We start from the raw sequence: 13,594 nt of genomic DNA, 5'->3' as shown, positions 1-13,594 counted from the left end.
TCACCATGCGCCGCCTCGCCTCCGTGGTCCTCGTCCTGCTCGTCGTGCTCGCGGTCGGCGGGACGGTGGTCGACCGCGTGGCCGTGGCCCGCACCGAGGACCGGCTCCTCGCCGAGGCGCGTCAGGAGCTCGAGCTGGCGCAGGACGCCGACATCGAGATCGACGGGTTCCCCTTCCTCACCCAGGTGCTCGCCGGGCGGCTCGCGGAGGTGCGCGGCACCAGCTCCACGCTCGTCCTCGAGGGCTTCGAGCTGCACGACGTCCGGGTGGCGCTGCGCGGCGTCGCGCCGGAGGAGCCCTACCCGGCCGACCACGTCGAGATCAACGCCGAGGTGCCCGCCGCGACCCTGGAGTCGGCGCTCGCCGGTGCCCTCGAGCTGCCCGGTGACCCGCTGCGCGTCGACGTCGCCGGCGGCCTCCTCCAGCTCGGGGTCGAGGTGGCCGGCCTGGACCTCGCCGTCGTGCTCGAGCCGGTCCTCGCCGACGGGGCGATCGGTCTCGAGCTCGGGGAGGTCTCGGTCGGCGGGGGGACCGTCCCCCGCGATCTCGTCACCGTCGTCGACGACCTCCTCGGCGACGTCCGCGTCGAGATCCCGGGCCTCCCCGAGGGGCTGGTCCCCACCCGGCTCGAGGTCGGCCGGGACGCCGTCGAGCTGCGCCTGGAGGGCAGCGACGTCGAGCTCGGGGCGTGGGTGGGCTAGCGGGATGCGCCGTCCCGCTCGGCCATCTCCGCGAGCCGGGCGTTGTACTCGGCGAGCGCTGCGTCGTCGTCGCGGTCGGCCTGGCGGTCGGTGCGGCGGGTGACGCGGTCCTCGTCCCGCGCCCACGCGATCGCGACGGCGACGGCGAGCGCGAGGGTGGGCAGCTCCCCGATCCCCCACGCGATCGCCCCGCCGGCCTCCTGGTCGGCGAGCGCGTCCACGCCCCACGGCAGGCCGAGGCGGCCGAAGTGGTCCCCGGCGAAGAGCGTGGTGGCCTGCATGACCGAGACGCCGAAGAACGCGTGGAAGGCCATGGTCGCGAAGAGGAGGAGCAGCCGCATCGGGTAGCGGGGGCGGCTCGGGCCCGGGTCCACGCCGATGAGGGCGCCCGCGAACAGGTACCCCGCCGCCGTGAAGTGGAGGACCATGACGATGTGCCCCACGTGGGTGCTCAGCGCCAGCTCGAAGAGCGGGGAGTAGTAGAAGACGATCATCGAGCCGGCGAAGTTCACCGCGGCCGTCCCCGGGTGGGCGAAGAACCGCGCCCAGCGGGAGTGGACGGTCGCGAGGAGCCACTCGCGCGGGCCGCGCGAGCCGTCGTCGCGCGCCGGCAGCGCACGGACGGCGAGGGTGACCGGTGCGCCGACGACGAGGAAGATCGGCACGACCATCGCGAGCAGCATGTGCTGGATCATGTGGGCGCTGAACATGACGACGCCGTAGACCGAGGGCCCGCCGGACGTCACCCACGCGAAGAGGACGAGCCCGGTCACCCACGACGCCGTGCGCGGCAGGGACCAGTGGTCGCCGCGTCGGCGCAGCCGCACGACCCAGCCGACGTAGACCCCGATGCCGGCGAGCGCGAGGATGCCGAAGAGCACGTCGGGCCGCCACTCGGTGACCCACGCGAGGGCGCTGGGCTCCGGGGGAGCGGGGTAGCCGGTGATCTCCTGGACGGGGGAGGGGCGGCTCACCGGGTCCTGCGGGACGGGGGGCGCCGAGGAACCGAGCGCCACGGAGACGCCGAGGACCGCGCCCATGAGGACGACCTCGCCCGCCGCCAGCCGCCAGAACGCGGCGGGGCGGTCCGCCGCCACGGGCACGGTGGCGCGGCGGTGCGCCCAGCCGATGAGCCCGAGGACGACGAACAGCACGGTCTTGGCCACGAGCAGCAGCCCGTAGTCGGTGCTCAGGCCCGCGAGTCCGCCCACGCGCACCCAGCCGTTGACGAGGCCGGAGACGCCGACGAGCGCGAAGCTCCACAGGGCGAGGGTGGAGAAGCGGCGCACGGCCGGCCCGCGGTCGGCCCCCAGGCGGCGGGCGACGAGGCAGAGCACCGCGAGGCCGCCCGCCCACACGCTGATCGACCCGATGTGCAGCCACATCGCCGAGACGGCGAGGTTGTGACCCTCCGCGCCGGCAGCGTGGCCGGTGAGCGCGATGGGGATGACGGCGGCGAGCGCGAGGACGCCGGCGAGCGCGGCCGCCGTCGGTGTCGTGACGGCCACGCAGACGGTGGCGAGGACGGCGGCCATGACCGTGGCGACGAGGTGGGCCTGCCCCATGGGGATGTCGGTGACGAACTGGGCGAGCTCGGCCCCGAAGGTGGGCTCGGCCAGGCCGCGCCCGGAGGTGCGCGCGTAGGTGAGGACGATGCGCACGACGCTCGCGAGGGTCCACACGACCGCCGCGACGGCGGCGGCCCGGGCGGCCAGCGACCAGGCCGCGCCGTCGACGGCGATCCGCGGGCGGCGTCGCTCGTCCCCGCGTCCGGCGTACGGGAGGACGAGGGCGCACATGGCGAGGGCGCCGATGGTGACGGCGGCGGCGCCGTCGGCGACCACGGTGACCAGCGGCACGCCCCAGCGGACGACGGCGCCCGGGTCGAGCACTGCCGACGGCTCGGCCGCCCCGGAGAACAGGAGCCCGGCGACCGCGAGCACCAGCGCCGCGACCGCGGCCCCGAGGAGGGCGAGGGCCGGGCGGGGGCGGGGCGGGGAGACGGGCGCGGACACCTCTCCAGGGTAGATCCAGACTCGGGTGGCATACTCGCGCGGGTACACGGCGCGAACCGGGCGGCAGCAGCCGCCCCCAGGACAGGGGAACCATGACGACACCGAGCGGCGCTGGGCTGGCGCCCAGCACGGCCACGATCGAGCACGGCGACCTCCAGCGCTCCGCGGAGCTGCTCGGACGGGTCAACGCCATCTTCGGTCAGCGGGTGATCGGCCAGGAGGCGCTGCGCACGGCCCTCGTGTCCACGCTGCTCGCCGGCGGGCACATCCTCCTCGAGTCGGTTCCCGGGCTGGCCAAGACGACCGCGGCCCAGACGCTGGCCTCCTCGGTCTCCGGCACCTTCCACCGGATCCAGTGCACGCCCGACCTCATGCCCAACGACATCGTCGGCACGCAGATCTTCAACTACGCGACCGGGCAGTTCAGCACCCAGCTCGGCCCGGTCCACGCCAACCTCGTCCTCCTCGACGAGATCAACCGCTCCAGCGCCAAGACGCAGTCGGCGATGCTCGAGGCGATGCAGGAGAAGCAGACCTCCATCGGTGGCGAGGTCTTCCCGCTGCCCCGGCCCTTCATGGTGCTCGCGACGCAGAACCCCATCGAGGAGGAGGGCACCTACGTGCTCCCCGAGGCCCAGATGGACCGGTTCCTCGTCAAGGAGGTCCTCACCTACCCCACGCCCACCGAGGAGATCAGCGTCCTCGACGGCATCAGCTCCGGCTCCTTCGAGGCGCCGCTGCGCAGCGACCCGATCGGCCTGGACGACGTCGTGCTGCTCCAGCGCCTCGCCGCGCAGGTGTACGTCGACGCGTCGATCAAGCAGTACATCGTCGCGATCGTCAACACCACGCGCGGTGGGGGGCCCCGGCCGCTGGCGAAGTTCTCCCAGCACGTGCGGGTGGGCGCCAGCCCGCGTGGCGCGATCGCGCTCATGCGGGTGGCCCAGGCGCACGCCCTCCAGCAGGGCCGCACCTACGTCGTGCCCGACGACGTCAAGGCGCTGAGCCACAGCGTCCTGCGCCACCGGCTCGTGCGCACCTACGACGCCCTGGCGAACAACGTCGCGCCCGAGGCGCTCATCGACGCCGTCTTCGCCGCCGTCCCCGCCCCGTAGGCCCCGGATGACGAGCGCCTCCCGGCTGGCGAAGGTCCGTGCGCGCCTGGACCTTCCCACGGTCCGGCGCGCCTCGGGCCTGCTCGACGGGCACCACCGCTCGATCTTCACGGGTCACGGGCAGGACTTCGACGACATGGTCGAGTACCACCCGGGCGACGACGTCGGCGACATCGACTGGAAGGCCTCGGCCCGGACGGGGCACCCTGTCATCCGCCGCTTCGTCCACGAGTCCAACCTCGCGATGGTGCTCGCCGTGGACACCGGCCGCTCGATGGCCGCCACCGCGCCCAGCGGGGAGCGCAAGTCCGAGATCGCCCTCTTCGCCGCCGACGTCGTCGCCTACCTCGCGCGCGCCCGCGGTGACCTCGTCGGGCTGGTGGCCGGCGACTCGCGGCGCATCACCCAGGTCCCCGCCCGGGGCGGCACCGGGCACATGGAGCTGCTCCTGCGGCTGCTCGAGCGCGAGCTCACCCGCGACGCGCCCGTCTCCGACCTGTCCCGCGTCCTGGACCGGATCCTCACCTCGGCGACGCGGCGCACGCTCGTCGTCCTCATCACCGACGAGGCGCGGCCCGCCCTCAGCGACGAGGACGCGCTGCGCCGCCTGCGCACCCGCCACGACGTCATGGTGATCTCCGTGGCCGACGCCGTGCCGACGACGCCGGGCCTGGGCGCCGTCGCCGACGTCGAGGGTGGCCTCGTGCTGCCGCCCTTCCTCCAGCGCGACCGCCGCCTGCACGCCGCGGCGACCACCGCCGTCGCCAACCGCAAGAAGCGGGTGCGCGACATGCTGCGGCGTCGCGGCGTCGAGCACGTCGTCGCCACCAGCTCCGAGGACGTCGTCGACGCCCTCATCGACCTGTTCCGGAGGCAGCGACGTGTCCGGAGCTGAGTCCCTCCTGCCCCCCGAGACCTACTCCACGTGGGTGCCCGTCGTCGGTGGCGTGCTGCTGCTCGCCGTCGCGGCCTGGTACGCCTTCGTCCTGCTCTCCACCCGCCGCCCGGCCCGCCCCCGCGAGCCGGGGCCGCTGAGCCCGGACGGCCGCGCCCGTTTCGAGGAGGACGTCGAGGCGGCCCTGGCCGCCTACCGGAGTGGGGAGCGCGACCTGCGGGCGCTGCACCTCGACCTCGCGCGCATCATGCGCGCCTTCGCCTCCGAGCGGATCGGGCGTGACGTGCGCTCGTGGACCGCCGGTGAGATCGCCGACCACGACCCGACGGCCCAGCTCGGTGACCTCCTGCGCCTGTGGGAGGAGCCGTCCTTCGCGCGGCGCAGCGACGCGGAGGCCGACACGGCCGTGCAGCGCGCCCGGGAGGTGATCCGCCGGTGGTGATGCTCATGGCATGGCTCATCCCCGTGGTCCTCGGCCTCGTGCTCCTGGCCGCGGTCCTCGGCTGGTTCCGGCCGCGGACCTCCCGTGAGACCCGGTCGGTGAGATGGGTGGCCAACTCCGCCTACCTGCGCCGTCTGCCCACCTACCGGCGGCGGATGCGGCTCTACCAGGCGGCCCTGGGCGGGGTGGGCGTCTTCGCGCTCGTCGCGGCCCTCGGCGCCGCGCTGCTCCTCGCCCGCCCGGCCGAGAGGGACGTGCGCGCCGAGGTCCTCGCGACCCGCGACATCGTCCTGTGCCTGGACGTGTCCGGCTCGATGATCGAGTTCGACACCGAGATCGTCCAGACCTTCTCCGAGATGGTCGAGAGCTTCGACGGGGAGCGCATCGCGCTGTCGGTGTGGAACTCCACCTCCCGCACCGTCTTCCCGCTCACCGACGACTACGCGCTCGTCACCGAGGAGCTCGACGCGGCCGCCAGGGCACTCGACTTCGACCTCGACGCCCTCGTCCACGCCCCGGAGGCGCTGGACCGGCTCGAGGAGTTCGTCGCCGGGACGATGTCGCTGGACCCGAACTCCTCCTCGCTCGTCGGCGACGGCCTGGCCACCTGCGCGTACGCCTTCGACGAGACCGACACCGAGCGCTCCCGCTCGATCATCATCGCGACGGACAACCAGGTGCTCGGTGAGCCGATCTACGGCCTCCAGGAGGCCGCCGACCTCGCCGCCGAGCGCGACGTCCGGCTCTACGGCCTGTTCGCCGCCTCCCGGGAGGCGTACACGCCGGAGAACGAGGAGGAGTTCCGCGAGGTGATCACCGGGCACGGTGGGCTCGTCTACAACGCCGACGATCCCGGGGCCGTCGACGCGATCATCGATGACATCGCCGCCCAGCAGGCCGTGGAGCTCGAGGCGGAGCCGGAGGTCGTCATCACCGACCGGCCCGAGACCGTCCTGTGGATCGCCGTCGCCGGTGTCGCCGGGCTCGTCCTCGCCGCGTGGAGGCTGCGCTCATGACGCTGCGTCTCGTGTGGCCGCTGTGGGTCGTCGCCCTCGTCCTCCTGCCCCTCCTCGTCGTCTGCGTCCTCGCCGCCGTGCGCGCCCGGCGCACCGAGGACGGCTCCTTCGCCGCGTGGCTGCGCCGCGGCGGCATGGTCCTCGCGCTCGCCGCGATCGCGCTGGGCCCGGCCGTGCCGAGCACGACGACGACGGTCGCGACCAACGTCGAGATGTTCTTCGTCGTCGACCGCACCGGGTCGATGGCGGCGGAGGACTACGACGGCGGACGTCCCCGCCTGGAGGGCGTGCGGCACGACGTCGAGTCGCTCGTCGGGGCGATGCCCGGCTCCCGCTACTCCGTCATCACCTTCGACTCCCAGGCCGCACGGCAGCTGCCGCTCACGACCGACGCGCGGGCGGTGAGCACGTGGGCCGAGACCCTCGTCCAGGAGATCACCTACTACTCGGCGGGTTCGGCGGTCGACCGGCCGCTGCCGGCGCTGCGCAGCGCGCTCGAGGGCGCCGCCGAGCGCAACCCCGAGAACGTCCGGCTCGTCTTCCTCCTGTCCGACGGCGAGAACACCCTCGGTGACGGGGCCGGCGCCAGCGAGCCGCAGTCCTACGCGGAGCTGGCCCCGCTCGTCGACGGCGGCGCGGTCCTCGGGTACGGCACGGCCGAGGGCGGGCAGATGCGGTACTACGACGGCACGGAGGGGACGGGTCCGGGCACCGACGCCCCGTGGATCCTCGACGAGACGCAGCCCGGCTCCCCGCCCGCCGTCTCGCGGATCGACGAGACCCAGCTGCGGCGCGTCGCCGAGCAGCTCGGCGTCGACTACACGCACCGGACCGCGCCGACGGACCTCGCGGGCCTCGTGGCCGGCATCGACGCGGAGACGATCGCGGCGGAGGACGGCCGTCGCGAGGTGTCCGTCTACGAGGACGTCTACTGGCCGGCCGCCGCGGTGCTCGCCGTGCTGCTCGCCTGGGAGGCGTGGTACCTCGCCCGCCGGTTCCCCCGTCCCTTCGCGTCCCGTCGAGGAGGGAGCGCCGCATGACCGCCGAGGACGCCCCGCGCGCCGAGCGCCCGCCCCTGCCCGCCCACCTGCGCCGTCGCCGGCGGCTGCTCGCGTGGTCCGCCCCGGTGGTGCTGGCCTTCCTCGTCACGGGGTCCCTGCTCGTGGGCACGGTGCTCGGCGCCGCGCTGGGCTCGCGGGAGTTCGACGCGCTGCGCTTCCCGGAGGCGGCGCGCCAGTACCAGGCGCAGCAGCGCTGGACCGGCGTCGCCGAGCCGTGGAAGGCGTGGTTCAACAGCGGCACCGCCCAGTACCGAGCCGAGGAGCACTTCCTCGCCGTCGAGGACCTGCGGGTGGCGCTCGACCTGGTCCCCGAGGCGGGTCCGCTGCCGGACGGGCCGGAGGGCAGCAAGGCGCCGGAGGCGCCCGAGTGCCGGGTGCGGACGAACCTGTCCCTGGCGATCGAGGCGATGGGCGACGTCGCGGCCACCGACGACGAGGACCCCGGCATGGCCGAGGTCTACTACGCCGAGGCGCAGGAGGTCATCGCGCCCTGCACGAGCTCCCAGGACAACGAGGAGAGCTCCGAGCGGCAGAAGGACAAGGAGCAGCAGGCACGGGAGGACCAGCAGGAGCCGCAGGAGCAGCCCTCGGACCAGCCCTCCGGTGAGCCGGGCGACGAGCCGACCGACGAGCCGAGCGACGAGCCGACGGACGAGCCGAGCGACCAACCCAGCGAGGAGCCCAGCGAGGACCCGGGCGAGCAGGACCCCACCGACGAACCGAGCGACGACCCCCGCCGTGACGAGCTCGAGGAGCGTAACCGCGAGGCCGAGAGGGACCGCCAGGAGCAGCAGGAGCGAGGCGGCGGCGGGTTCGGCGGCGGCCAGAACTGGTAGTTCCTCTGGTGCGCCTCCGGCCCGACGTGTGGAGGACCGCGTGGCCGGGGTGCAGACTGAGGTGGTGCCGACACCGAGGGAGACGACCGACGTCGTCGTCGTGGGTTCCGGACCCAACGGGCTCGCCGCGGCGGTGACGATGGCGCGGGCCGGGCTCGGCGTCGTCGTCCTCGAGGCCGAGCCCACCGTCGGGGGCGGGGCTCGTACGCTCGACCTGCCCGGCGGGGACGGCCTGCGCTACGACGTCTGCTCCGCCGTCCACCCCCTCGCGACGGCCAGCCCTTTCCTCGCCGAGTTCGACCTCCCCGCCCGCGGGGTGGAGCTCGTCACCCCCGAGCTGTCCTACGCCCACCCGCTCGACGGCGGCCGCGCCGGCCTCGCGTGGCGGGACCTCGAGCGGACGGTCGACGGCCTCGGTGCCGACGGCCCGGCGTGGCAGCGGCTCTTCGGGCCGCTCACGCGCGAGCCGGAGGCGGTCGTCGGTGCCACGCTCGGGGACATGCGCAGCATCCCGCCGGAGCTGCGGTCGGTGAGCGGCATGCGCGCCGCCGTCGCCTTCGGCCTGCGGGTGCTCACCCAGGGCACCCACCTGTGGAACCTCCCGTTCCGCAGCGACGTCGCCCCGGCCATGGTCACCGGCGTCGCCGGCCACGCCATCGCGCCGCTGCCAGGCCTCGCCCCCGCGGGCGTGGCGCTCATGCTCGGCACGCTCGCCCACGGCGTCGGCTGGCGCATCCCCGTGGGCGGCTCGCAGGCGATCGTCGACGCGCTCGTCGCCGACCTCGAGGCCCACGGTGGGCAGGTGCGCACCGAGGTGCGGGTGCGCTCGTGGCGCGACATGCCCCGCGCCCGCACCTACCTCCTCGACACGACGCCCCGGGTGGCCGCCGGCATCTGGGGGGACCGCATGCCCGCGGCCATCGCCCGGCGGCTGCGCACTGCCCCGCGCGGCGGTGGCGCCGCGAAGGTCGACTTCGTCCTCGACGGACCCGTCCCGTGGGCGGTGCCCGAGGTCGGTCAGGCCTTCACCGTCCACGTCGGCGGCAGCCGCGAGCAGGTCACCGACGCCGAGACGAAGGTCGCCCGCGGCATCATGCCCGAGCACCCCAGCGTCCTCCTGTCGGACCCCGCCGTGGCCGACCCCGGCCGCGAGCAGGGCGGGCTGCGCCCCCTGTGGACCTACGCCCACGTGCCCGCCGGCTCCGACGTCGACATGACCGAGGCGATCACCCGCCAGATCGAACGCTTCGCGCCCGGCTTCCGCGACGTCGTCGTCGACAGCGTGGGCGTGCCGGCCGCGCGGATGGTCGAGCACAACGCCAACCTCGCCGGCGGGGACATCGCCGGCGGCGCCGTGACGCTGCGCCGCGTCCTCGGGGGCCCCACCGGGCGCTGGGACCCCTACTCCCTCGGGATCCCCGGTGTGTACCTGTGCTCGTCCTCGGCGCCACCCGCCCCGGGCGTCCACGGCATGAACGGCTGGCACGCCGCCCGCCGGGCGCTGCGGCAGCGCTTCGGCCGGCCCGTCCCCTCCCTGGCCCCCTGACCGACGGCGGCTCACGGGCACCGGCGCCGCCACGGTCCCGCCCCGGGTAGGGTGCCCTGCGGACCGAGCGAGAAGAGGGTGAGATGAGCGGCGTCGTGCGGCTGCGTGACGTGGCGGTGGGTGAGGGGCGCGTCAAGATCGCCGCCCCGCTGTGCGCCCCGACCCCCGAGGGCCTCCTCGAGGAGGCCGGGCGGGTGACCGCCGCCGGCGTCGACATCGCCGAGTGGCGTGCCGACTACCTCCTGGCGGCACGTCCCGACGCGCCGCTCGGTGAGCTGCCGGCGGCGCTGCGCGACCGGCTGGGCGCCACGCCCCTGCTCCTCACCGTGCGCACCGCGGAGGAGGGCGGTGAGGTCACCCTCGACGACGGCGCGTACGCCGCCGCCGTGCGGGCCCTCCTCGCCGACGGCGTCGGCGACGCCGTGGACCTCGAGCTCGCCCGCGGCACCGTGCTGCCCGCCCTCGTCGACCAGGCCCGGGAGACGGGTGCCCGGGTGGTCGTCTCGAGCCACGACTTCGGGGGCACCCCGCCCGCCGCCGAGATGGCCGACCGGCTCGCCGCGATGGCCGCGGCCGGTGCCGACATCGTCAAGATCGCGGTCACTGCCCGCAACCCGCTCGACGTCATCGCCCTGCTCGAGGCGACGTGCACGGCCGACCGGGAGCTCGACGTCCCCGTCGTCACGATGGCGATGGGCCCGGTGGGGCTGGTGAGCCGGCTGTGCGGGGAGGTCTTCGGCTCCGCCGTCACCTTCGGCGCGGTCGACCGCGCCTCGGCGCCGGGGCAGGTCGACGTCGCGCGCCTGCGGGACGTCGTCGGGCTCGTCCACGAGCACGCGGCGCGATGAGCCAGCCGCCCCCGCCGACCGGAGCGCCCCAGGACCCCTGGACGCCACCCGCCGACCCCTCCCGTGCGCCCGTGGACCCGTACCGTCCGCCCCCCGGGCCGTACCGACCGGCCGGCTACCCGGTCCCGTACCAGCCGTCGCCCCCGGGGCCGACAGGGTCGCCCCTCGACGCGTACGCCTACCAGCTGCCCGCGCCCCGCCGCCGGACGGGGCTCGTCGTCGGGATCGTGATCGGTGCGGTCGTCGTCCTGGCCGCGCTCGCCTTCGTCGTCGCCGCGCTCGTCGGCATCGTGGGCGGCGGGCGGGCGTACGGCGAGGACGCCGAGCTGGACCGGCTGTGGGACGCGTGCGCCGCCGGGGACGCGCTGGCGTGCGACGACCTCTACCTCGAGTCCCCGGTCGGCTCGGAGTACGAGGAGTACGGCGACACCTGCGGGGACAGGTTCCCGCCGGGCGAGCTGCTGTGGTGCCGCGGGCGCATGTGAGCTCAGCCGCGCAGCCCCAGCGCCGCGACGACCGGCAGGTCGGCCGGTAGCCAGGGCAGCCCCGCCCAGCCGTCCGCCCCCACCCACCGGAGCTCGTCGTGGTCGAGGAGCGGACGCGGGGTCCCGGAGCGGACCCCCGCCCGCCACACCCGCAGGCGCAGCGTCGGGGTGATCGGCCAGTCCCCGGCGAGGGGCCCGGTGACGAGGGCGCCCAGGGAGACCCGCACGTCGAGCTCCTCGCCCAGCTCCCGGTGCAGCGCGTCCACCGGGTCCTCCCCGGGCTCGACCTTGCCCCCGGGCAGCTCCCACCGGCCGGCGAGCTCGGCCGGCCCGGACCGGCGGGCGGCGAGGAGGTGGGCCGGCCGCGCGACGTCGTCGAGGATCGCGGCGGCGACGACGAGACGACCGGGCCACGCCGGTGCCGCGGCGTCGGTCACTCGGCTGTCGGCGGGGGAGGGCGTGGGCCGGGGGTGGGTGGGCACGGCGAGCACGCTACCGCTGCCGCGCCCGCCACGGCACGATGGCGGGATGGACCTCACGGCGCTGATCGCGCGGCTGCGCCCGGGCCCGCCCCTCGCCGGGCTCGGTGTCCCGGACCCGGTGGTGTGGGCGGCGCTCGCGGCGGGGCTGCTCGTCGTCGGCGTGCGCCCGCTGTGGCGGGCGCTGCGGGTGGCCGTCACCGTGGTCCACGAGCTCGGCCACGCCGTCGTCGGCGTCCTCGTCGGGCGCTCGTTCACCGGGCTGGTGCTGCGTCCGGACATGTCGGGCCACGCCGTCACGGTGGGGCGCTCGCGCGGTCCCGGACGGGTGGCGACGACGTGGGCCGGCTACCCGGGCCCGGCACTCGTCGGTCTCGCGCTCGTCCTCGCGGGGACGAGCGGGTGGTCCGGCCCGGCCACCTTCGTCCTCGCGCTCCTCCTCCTGCTCGCCCTGCTGCGCTCCCGGTCGGTCTACACCGTGCTCGTCATGGTCGCGGCGCTCGGCCTCACGGGGTGGCTGTGGTGGGCGGCCGACGAGCGGGTCCGGGGCCTGGCGCTGCTCACCGCGGGCGTCGTGCTGCTGCTCGGGGCCTGGCGCCACCTCGGCGCCGTGCTCCGGGCTCCGGACCGCGGCTCGGACCCGGCGGTGCTCGCGCGCCTCACCCGGGTGCCGGCGGCGCTGTGGGCGCTGTCCTTCACCGTCGTCCTGGCCGCGTCGAGCTGGGTCGCCGCCGGCCGGCTGTGGGAGCTGGTGCGTTGACAGACGGCCGATGGCGGCCGATACTTGAACGATCAACCATGAGAGGTGGAGTCCGATGAGCGATCCGCGCTGGCTGTCCCCCGTGGAACGGGAGACCTGGCTGAGCATCTCCGAGCTCGTCACCACGCTACAGGGAGCCCTCGACACCCGCCTGCAGCAGCACGCGGGCGTGACGTTCTACGAGTACATGGTCATGGCGATGCTCTCCGAGCAGGCCGACCGCACCCTCCAGCTCAGTGAGCTCGCCGAGCTCACCTCGGGCTCGCTGTCGCGCCTGTCCCACGTGCTCACGCGCCTCGAGCGGCACGGGTGGGTGGTGCGGGAGCGGTCCCCGCTCAACCCGCGGGCCAGGATCGCCACCCTCACCGACGAGGGTCTGGGGAAGGTCGAGCAGACGGCGCCCGCGCACGTGCGGGACGTGCGGGAGCTGGTCTTCGACGCCATCGCGCCCCACGACGTGCCCGAGCTGGCCCGGATCCTCGCCCCGGTCCTCGACCGGGCCCGCCCGCCCGGCCGCCGCGTGCGCACCGGCCGCGGGCTGGGCGTGCGCTGACCTACGAGGCGGCGGGCGTGCCGCCGATCTGACGCCGCAGCTGCTCGCCGGTGCCGACGCGCAGTGTGTCCGCCGCGACGCGCATGTGCTCGAGCTGGGGCCCGCTGAACGTCTGCGCCACGGTGTCGAGAAGGCGGAAGCGGATCGCCTCCGACTGGACGAGCACCGCCTCCCCCTTGGGGGTGATGTGGACGAGGGTGGGCCGGGCCTTGCGGTTGCGCTCGTTGGGGTGGTGGTGGCGCGCGAGCATGCCGCGGTCCACGAGTCCGGTGACCGTGGCGTCAGCGGCGGCGTCGGCCTGGCCGGTGAGCCGTGCGACGGTGCGGTAGTGGTCCGCGCCCTCGGCGACGGCGGTGAGGGTCTGCAGCTCGCCCAGGCGCAGGCCCGTCAGCTCCTCCACGCCGGCGACGAGAAGGCGCCGCGCCTGCTCGCGCTCGCCGGAGTCGACGTCGAGCTCGAAGACCGCTGCCATGTCCGTGCCCGGCGTGGTGCTGCGCAGGATCTGACGTGCACGACTGACGGCCTCCCTCTCGTCGGCAGCGACGAGGGAGGCAGGCGGGGGGTCGTCATGCGAGGTGCTCACAGTTCGACAACGCTACGGGACGGCGGTGTGTTCCACCCGCCGGACCGGTGGTGACCGGACGTGGTTTCCGAACCCGTGAGAGCCGTGGCTATACTCGACTCCGGCAGCGGCTCAGCCCCTGTCACGCGGGTGTAGTTCAATGGTAGAACTTCAGCTTCCCAAGCTGACGGCGCGGGTTCGATTCCCGTCACCCGCTCAGACGGCCGGTCCCAGCAGGGCCCGGCCGTTCGTCATGTCCGCTCGCTGACGGCGGGCCGGG

At 75.0% G+C, this 13,594-nt stretch carries 15 protein-coding genes and 1 tRNA gene; 13 read left to right on the top strand and 3 right to left on the bottom strand.

Features of this window, described 5'->3' with window-relative positions:
* The first annotated feature begins 5 nt into the window (after window positions 1-5).
* Window positions 6-701, top strand: a complete 696-nt coding sequence (locus tag GD632_RS03420) for an LmeA family phospholipid-binding protein (RefSeq protein ID WP_152188739.1) — start codon at window positions 6-8, stop codon at window positions 699-701.
* Here the strand turns inward: GD632_RS03420 and GD632_RS03415 are convergent.
* Complete coding sequence (locus GD632_RS03415; RefSeq protein WP_152188737.1) at window positions 698-2,716, bottom strand: cytochrome c oxidase assembly protein; 2,019 nt, start codon at window positions 2,714-2,716, stop codon at window positions 698-700. The two genes, GD632_RS03420 and GD632_RS03415, sit on opposite strands and share 4 nt — an antisense overlap.
* 92 nt (window positions 2,717-2,808) lie before the next feature.
* Between GD632_RS03415 and GD632_RS03410 the strand changes: the two genes are divergently transcribed.
* The 9 genes from GD632_RS03410 (at window position 2,809) to GD632_RS03370 (ending at window position 10,960) form a co-directional block, all read left to right on the top strand.
* Window positions 2,809-3,831 (top strand): AAA family ATPase, encoded by a 1,023-nt coding sequence (locus tag GD632_RS03410; RefSeq protein ID WP_152188734.1) that lies wholly within the window; start codon window positions 2,809-2,811, stop codon window positions 3,829-3,831.
* Between the two features lie 7 nt (window positions 3,832-3,838).
* Window positions 3,839-4,726: a DUF58 domain-containing protein gene (locus tag GD632_RS03405; RefSeq protein ID WP_152188732.1), complete on the top strand. Its 888-nt coding sequence runs from the start codon at window positions 3,839-3,841 to the stop codon at window positions 4,724-4,726.
* Window positions 4,713-5,168, top strand: coding sequence for a cytochrome c-type biogenesis protein (locus tag GD632_RS03400; protein ID WP_152188730.1), 456 nt, complete (start codon window positions 4,713-4,715; stop codon window positions 5,166-5,168). Before GD632_RS03405 ends, GD632_RS03400 begins: the two co-directional genes overlap by 14 nt.
* A 5-nt stretch (window positions 5,169-5,173) precedes the next feature.
* A complete protein-coding gene (locus GD632_RS03395) occupies window positions 5,174-6,184 on the top strand; it encodes a VWA domain-containing protein (RefSeq protein WP_193311320.1) in 1,011 nt (336 codons plus the stop codon).
* Entirely contained in the window at window positions 6,181-7,224 is a 1,044-nt protein-coding gene (locus tag GD632_RS03390; RefSeq protein ID WP_152188726.1) for a vWA domain-containing protein, read from the top strand. Before GD632_RS03395 ends, GD632_RS03390 begins: the two co-directional genes overlap by 4 nt.
* Complete coding sequence (locus GD632_RS03385; protein WP_152188723.1) at window positions 7,221-8,081, top strand: PT domain-containing protein; 861 nt, start codon at window positions 7,221-7,223, stop codon at window positions 8,079-8,081. Before GD632_RS03390 ends, GD632_RS03385 begins: the two co-directional genes overlap by 4 nt.
* 61 nt (window positions 8,082-8,142) lie before the next feature.
* Window positions 8,143-9,627, top strand: a complete 1,485-nt coding sequence (locus GD632_RS03380) for a phytoene desaturase family protein (RefSeq protein WP_405002520.1) — start codon at window positions 8,143-8,145, stop codon at window positions 9,625-9,627.
* Window positions 9,628-9,710: 83 nt separating this feature from the next.
* Complete coding sequence (gene aroD, locus GD632_RS03375; protein WP_152188719.1) at window positions 9,711-10,475, top strand: type I 3-dehydroquinate dehydratase; 765 nt, start codon at window positions 9,711-9,713, stop codon at window positions 10,473-10,475.
* 71 nt (window positions 10,476-10,546) lie between these two features.
* Complete coding sequence (locus tag GD632_RS03370; protein ID WP_152188715.1) at window positions 10,547-10,960, top strand: hypothetical protein; 414 nt, start codon at window positions 10,547-10,549, stop codon at window positions 10,958-10,960.
* Window positions 10,961-10,962: 2 nt separating this feature from the next.
* Here the strand turns inward: GD632_RS03370 and GD632_RS03365 are convergent, their stop codons facing one another.
* Window positions 10,963-11,442, bottom strand: a complete 480-nt coding sequence (locus GD632_RS03365; RefSeq protein ID WP_226924499.1) for a (deoxy)nucleoside triphosphate pyrophosphohydrolase — start codon at window positions 11,440-11,442, stop codon at window positions 10,963-10,965.
* A 46-nt stretch (window positions 11,443-11,488) separates the two neighbouring features.
* On the opposite strand from GD632_RS03365, the gene GD632_RS03360 reads away from it, so the two are divergent.
* Both GD632_RS03360 and GD632_RS03355 read left to right on the top strand, forming a co-directional pair.
* The gene (locus tag GD632_RS03360) at window positions 11,489-12,199 is read left to right on the top strand and encodes a M50 family metallopeptidase (RefSeq protein ID WP_152188713.1); all 711 of its coding nucleotides are present in this window, start codon (window positions 11,489-11,491) and stop codon (window positions 12,197-12,199) included.
* A gap of 55 nt (window positions 12,200-12,254) precedes the next feature.
* On the top strand, window positions 12,255-12,752 hold the full coding sequence (locus tag GD632_RS03355; protein WP_152188711.1) for a MarR family winged helix-turn-helix transcriptional regulator: 498 nt from the start codon (window positions 12,255-12,257) through the stop codon (window positions 12,750-12,752).
* Between the two features lies 1 nt (window position 12,753).
* On the opposite strand, the gene GD632_RS03350 is transcribed toward GD632_RS03355, so the two are convergent.
* Window positions 12,754-13,335, bottom strand: a complete 582-nt coding sequence (locus tag GD632_RS03350; RefSeq protein ID WP_152188709.1) for a MarR family winged helix-turn-helix transcriptional regulator — start codon at window positions 13,333-13,335, stop codon at window positions 12,754-12,756.
* 125 nt (window positions 13,336-13,460) lie between these two features.
* Between GD632_RS03350 and GD632_RS03345 the strand changes: the two genes are divergently transcribed.
* A tRNA-Gly gene (locus tag GD632_RS03345) sits at window positions 13,461-13,531 on the top strand.
* Window positions 13,532-13,594: the final 63 nt, after the last annotated feature.

Origin of the sequence: Georgenia satyanarayanai (assembly GCF_009193135.1) — a bacterium.
GTDB classification, from domain to species: domain Bacteria; phylum Actinomycetota; class Actinomycetes; order Actinomycetales; family Actinomycetaceae; genus Oceanitalea; species Oceanitalea satyanarayanai.
This window is presented reverse-complemented; position numbering and strand designations above follow the sequence as displayed.

Excerpts from the sequence above, each read along its gene's own strand:
- aroD (WP_152188719.1), top strand. The coding sequence starts at position 9,711 with ATGAGCGGCGTCGTGCGGCTGCGTGACGTGGCGGTGGGTGAGGGGCGC.
- GD632_RS03385 (WP_152188723.1), top strand. The coding sequence starts at position 7,221 with ATGACCGCCGAGGACGCCCCGCGCGCCGAGCGCCCGCCCCTGCCCGCC.
- GD632_RS03405 (WP_152188732.1), top strand. The coding sequence starts at position 3,839 with ATGACGAGCGCCTCCCGGCTGGCGAAGGTCCGTGCGCGCCTGGACCTT.
- GD632_RS03410 (WP_152188734.1), top strand. The coding sequence starts at position 2,809 with ATGACGACACCGAGCGGCGCTGGGCTGGCGCCCAGCACGGCCACGATC.
- GD632_RS03360 (WP_152188713.1), top strand. The coding sequence starts at position 11,489 with ATGGACCTCACGGCGCTGATCGCGCGGCTGCGCCCGGGCCCGCCCCTC.
- GD632_RS03355 (WP_152188711.1), top strand. The coding sequence starts at position 12,255 with ATGAGCGATCCGCGCTGGCTGTCCCCCGTGGAACGGGAGACCTGGCTG.
- GD632_RS03390 (WP_152188726.1), top strand. The coding sequence starts at position 6,181 with ATGACGCTGCGTCTCGTGTGGCCGCTGTGGGTCGTCGCCCTCGTCCTC.
- GD632_RS03420 (WP_152188739.1), top strand. The coding sequence starts at position 6 with ATGCGCCGCCTCGCCTCCGTGGTCCTCGTCCTGCTCGTCGTGCTCGCG.
- GD632_RS03395 (WP_193311320.1), top strand. The coding sequence starts at position 5,174 with ATGGCATGGCTCATCCCCGTGGTCCTCGGCCTCGTGCTCCTGGCCGCG.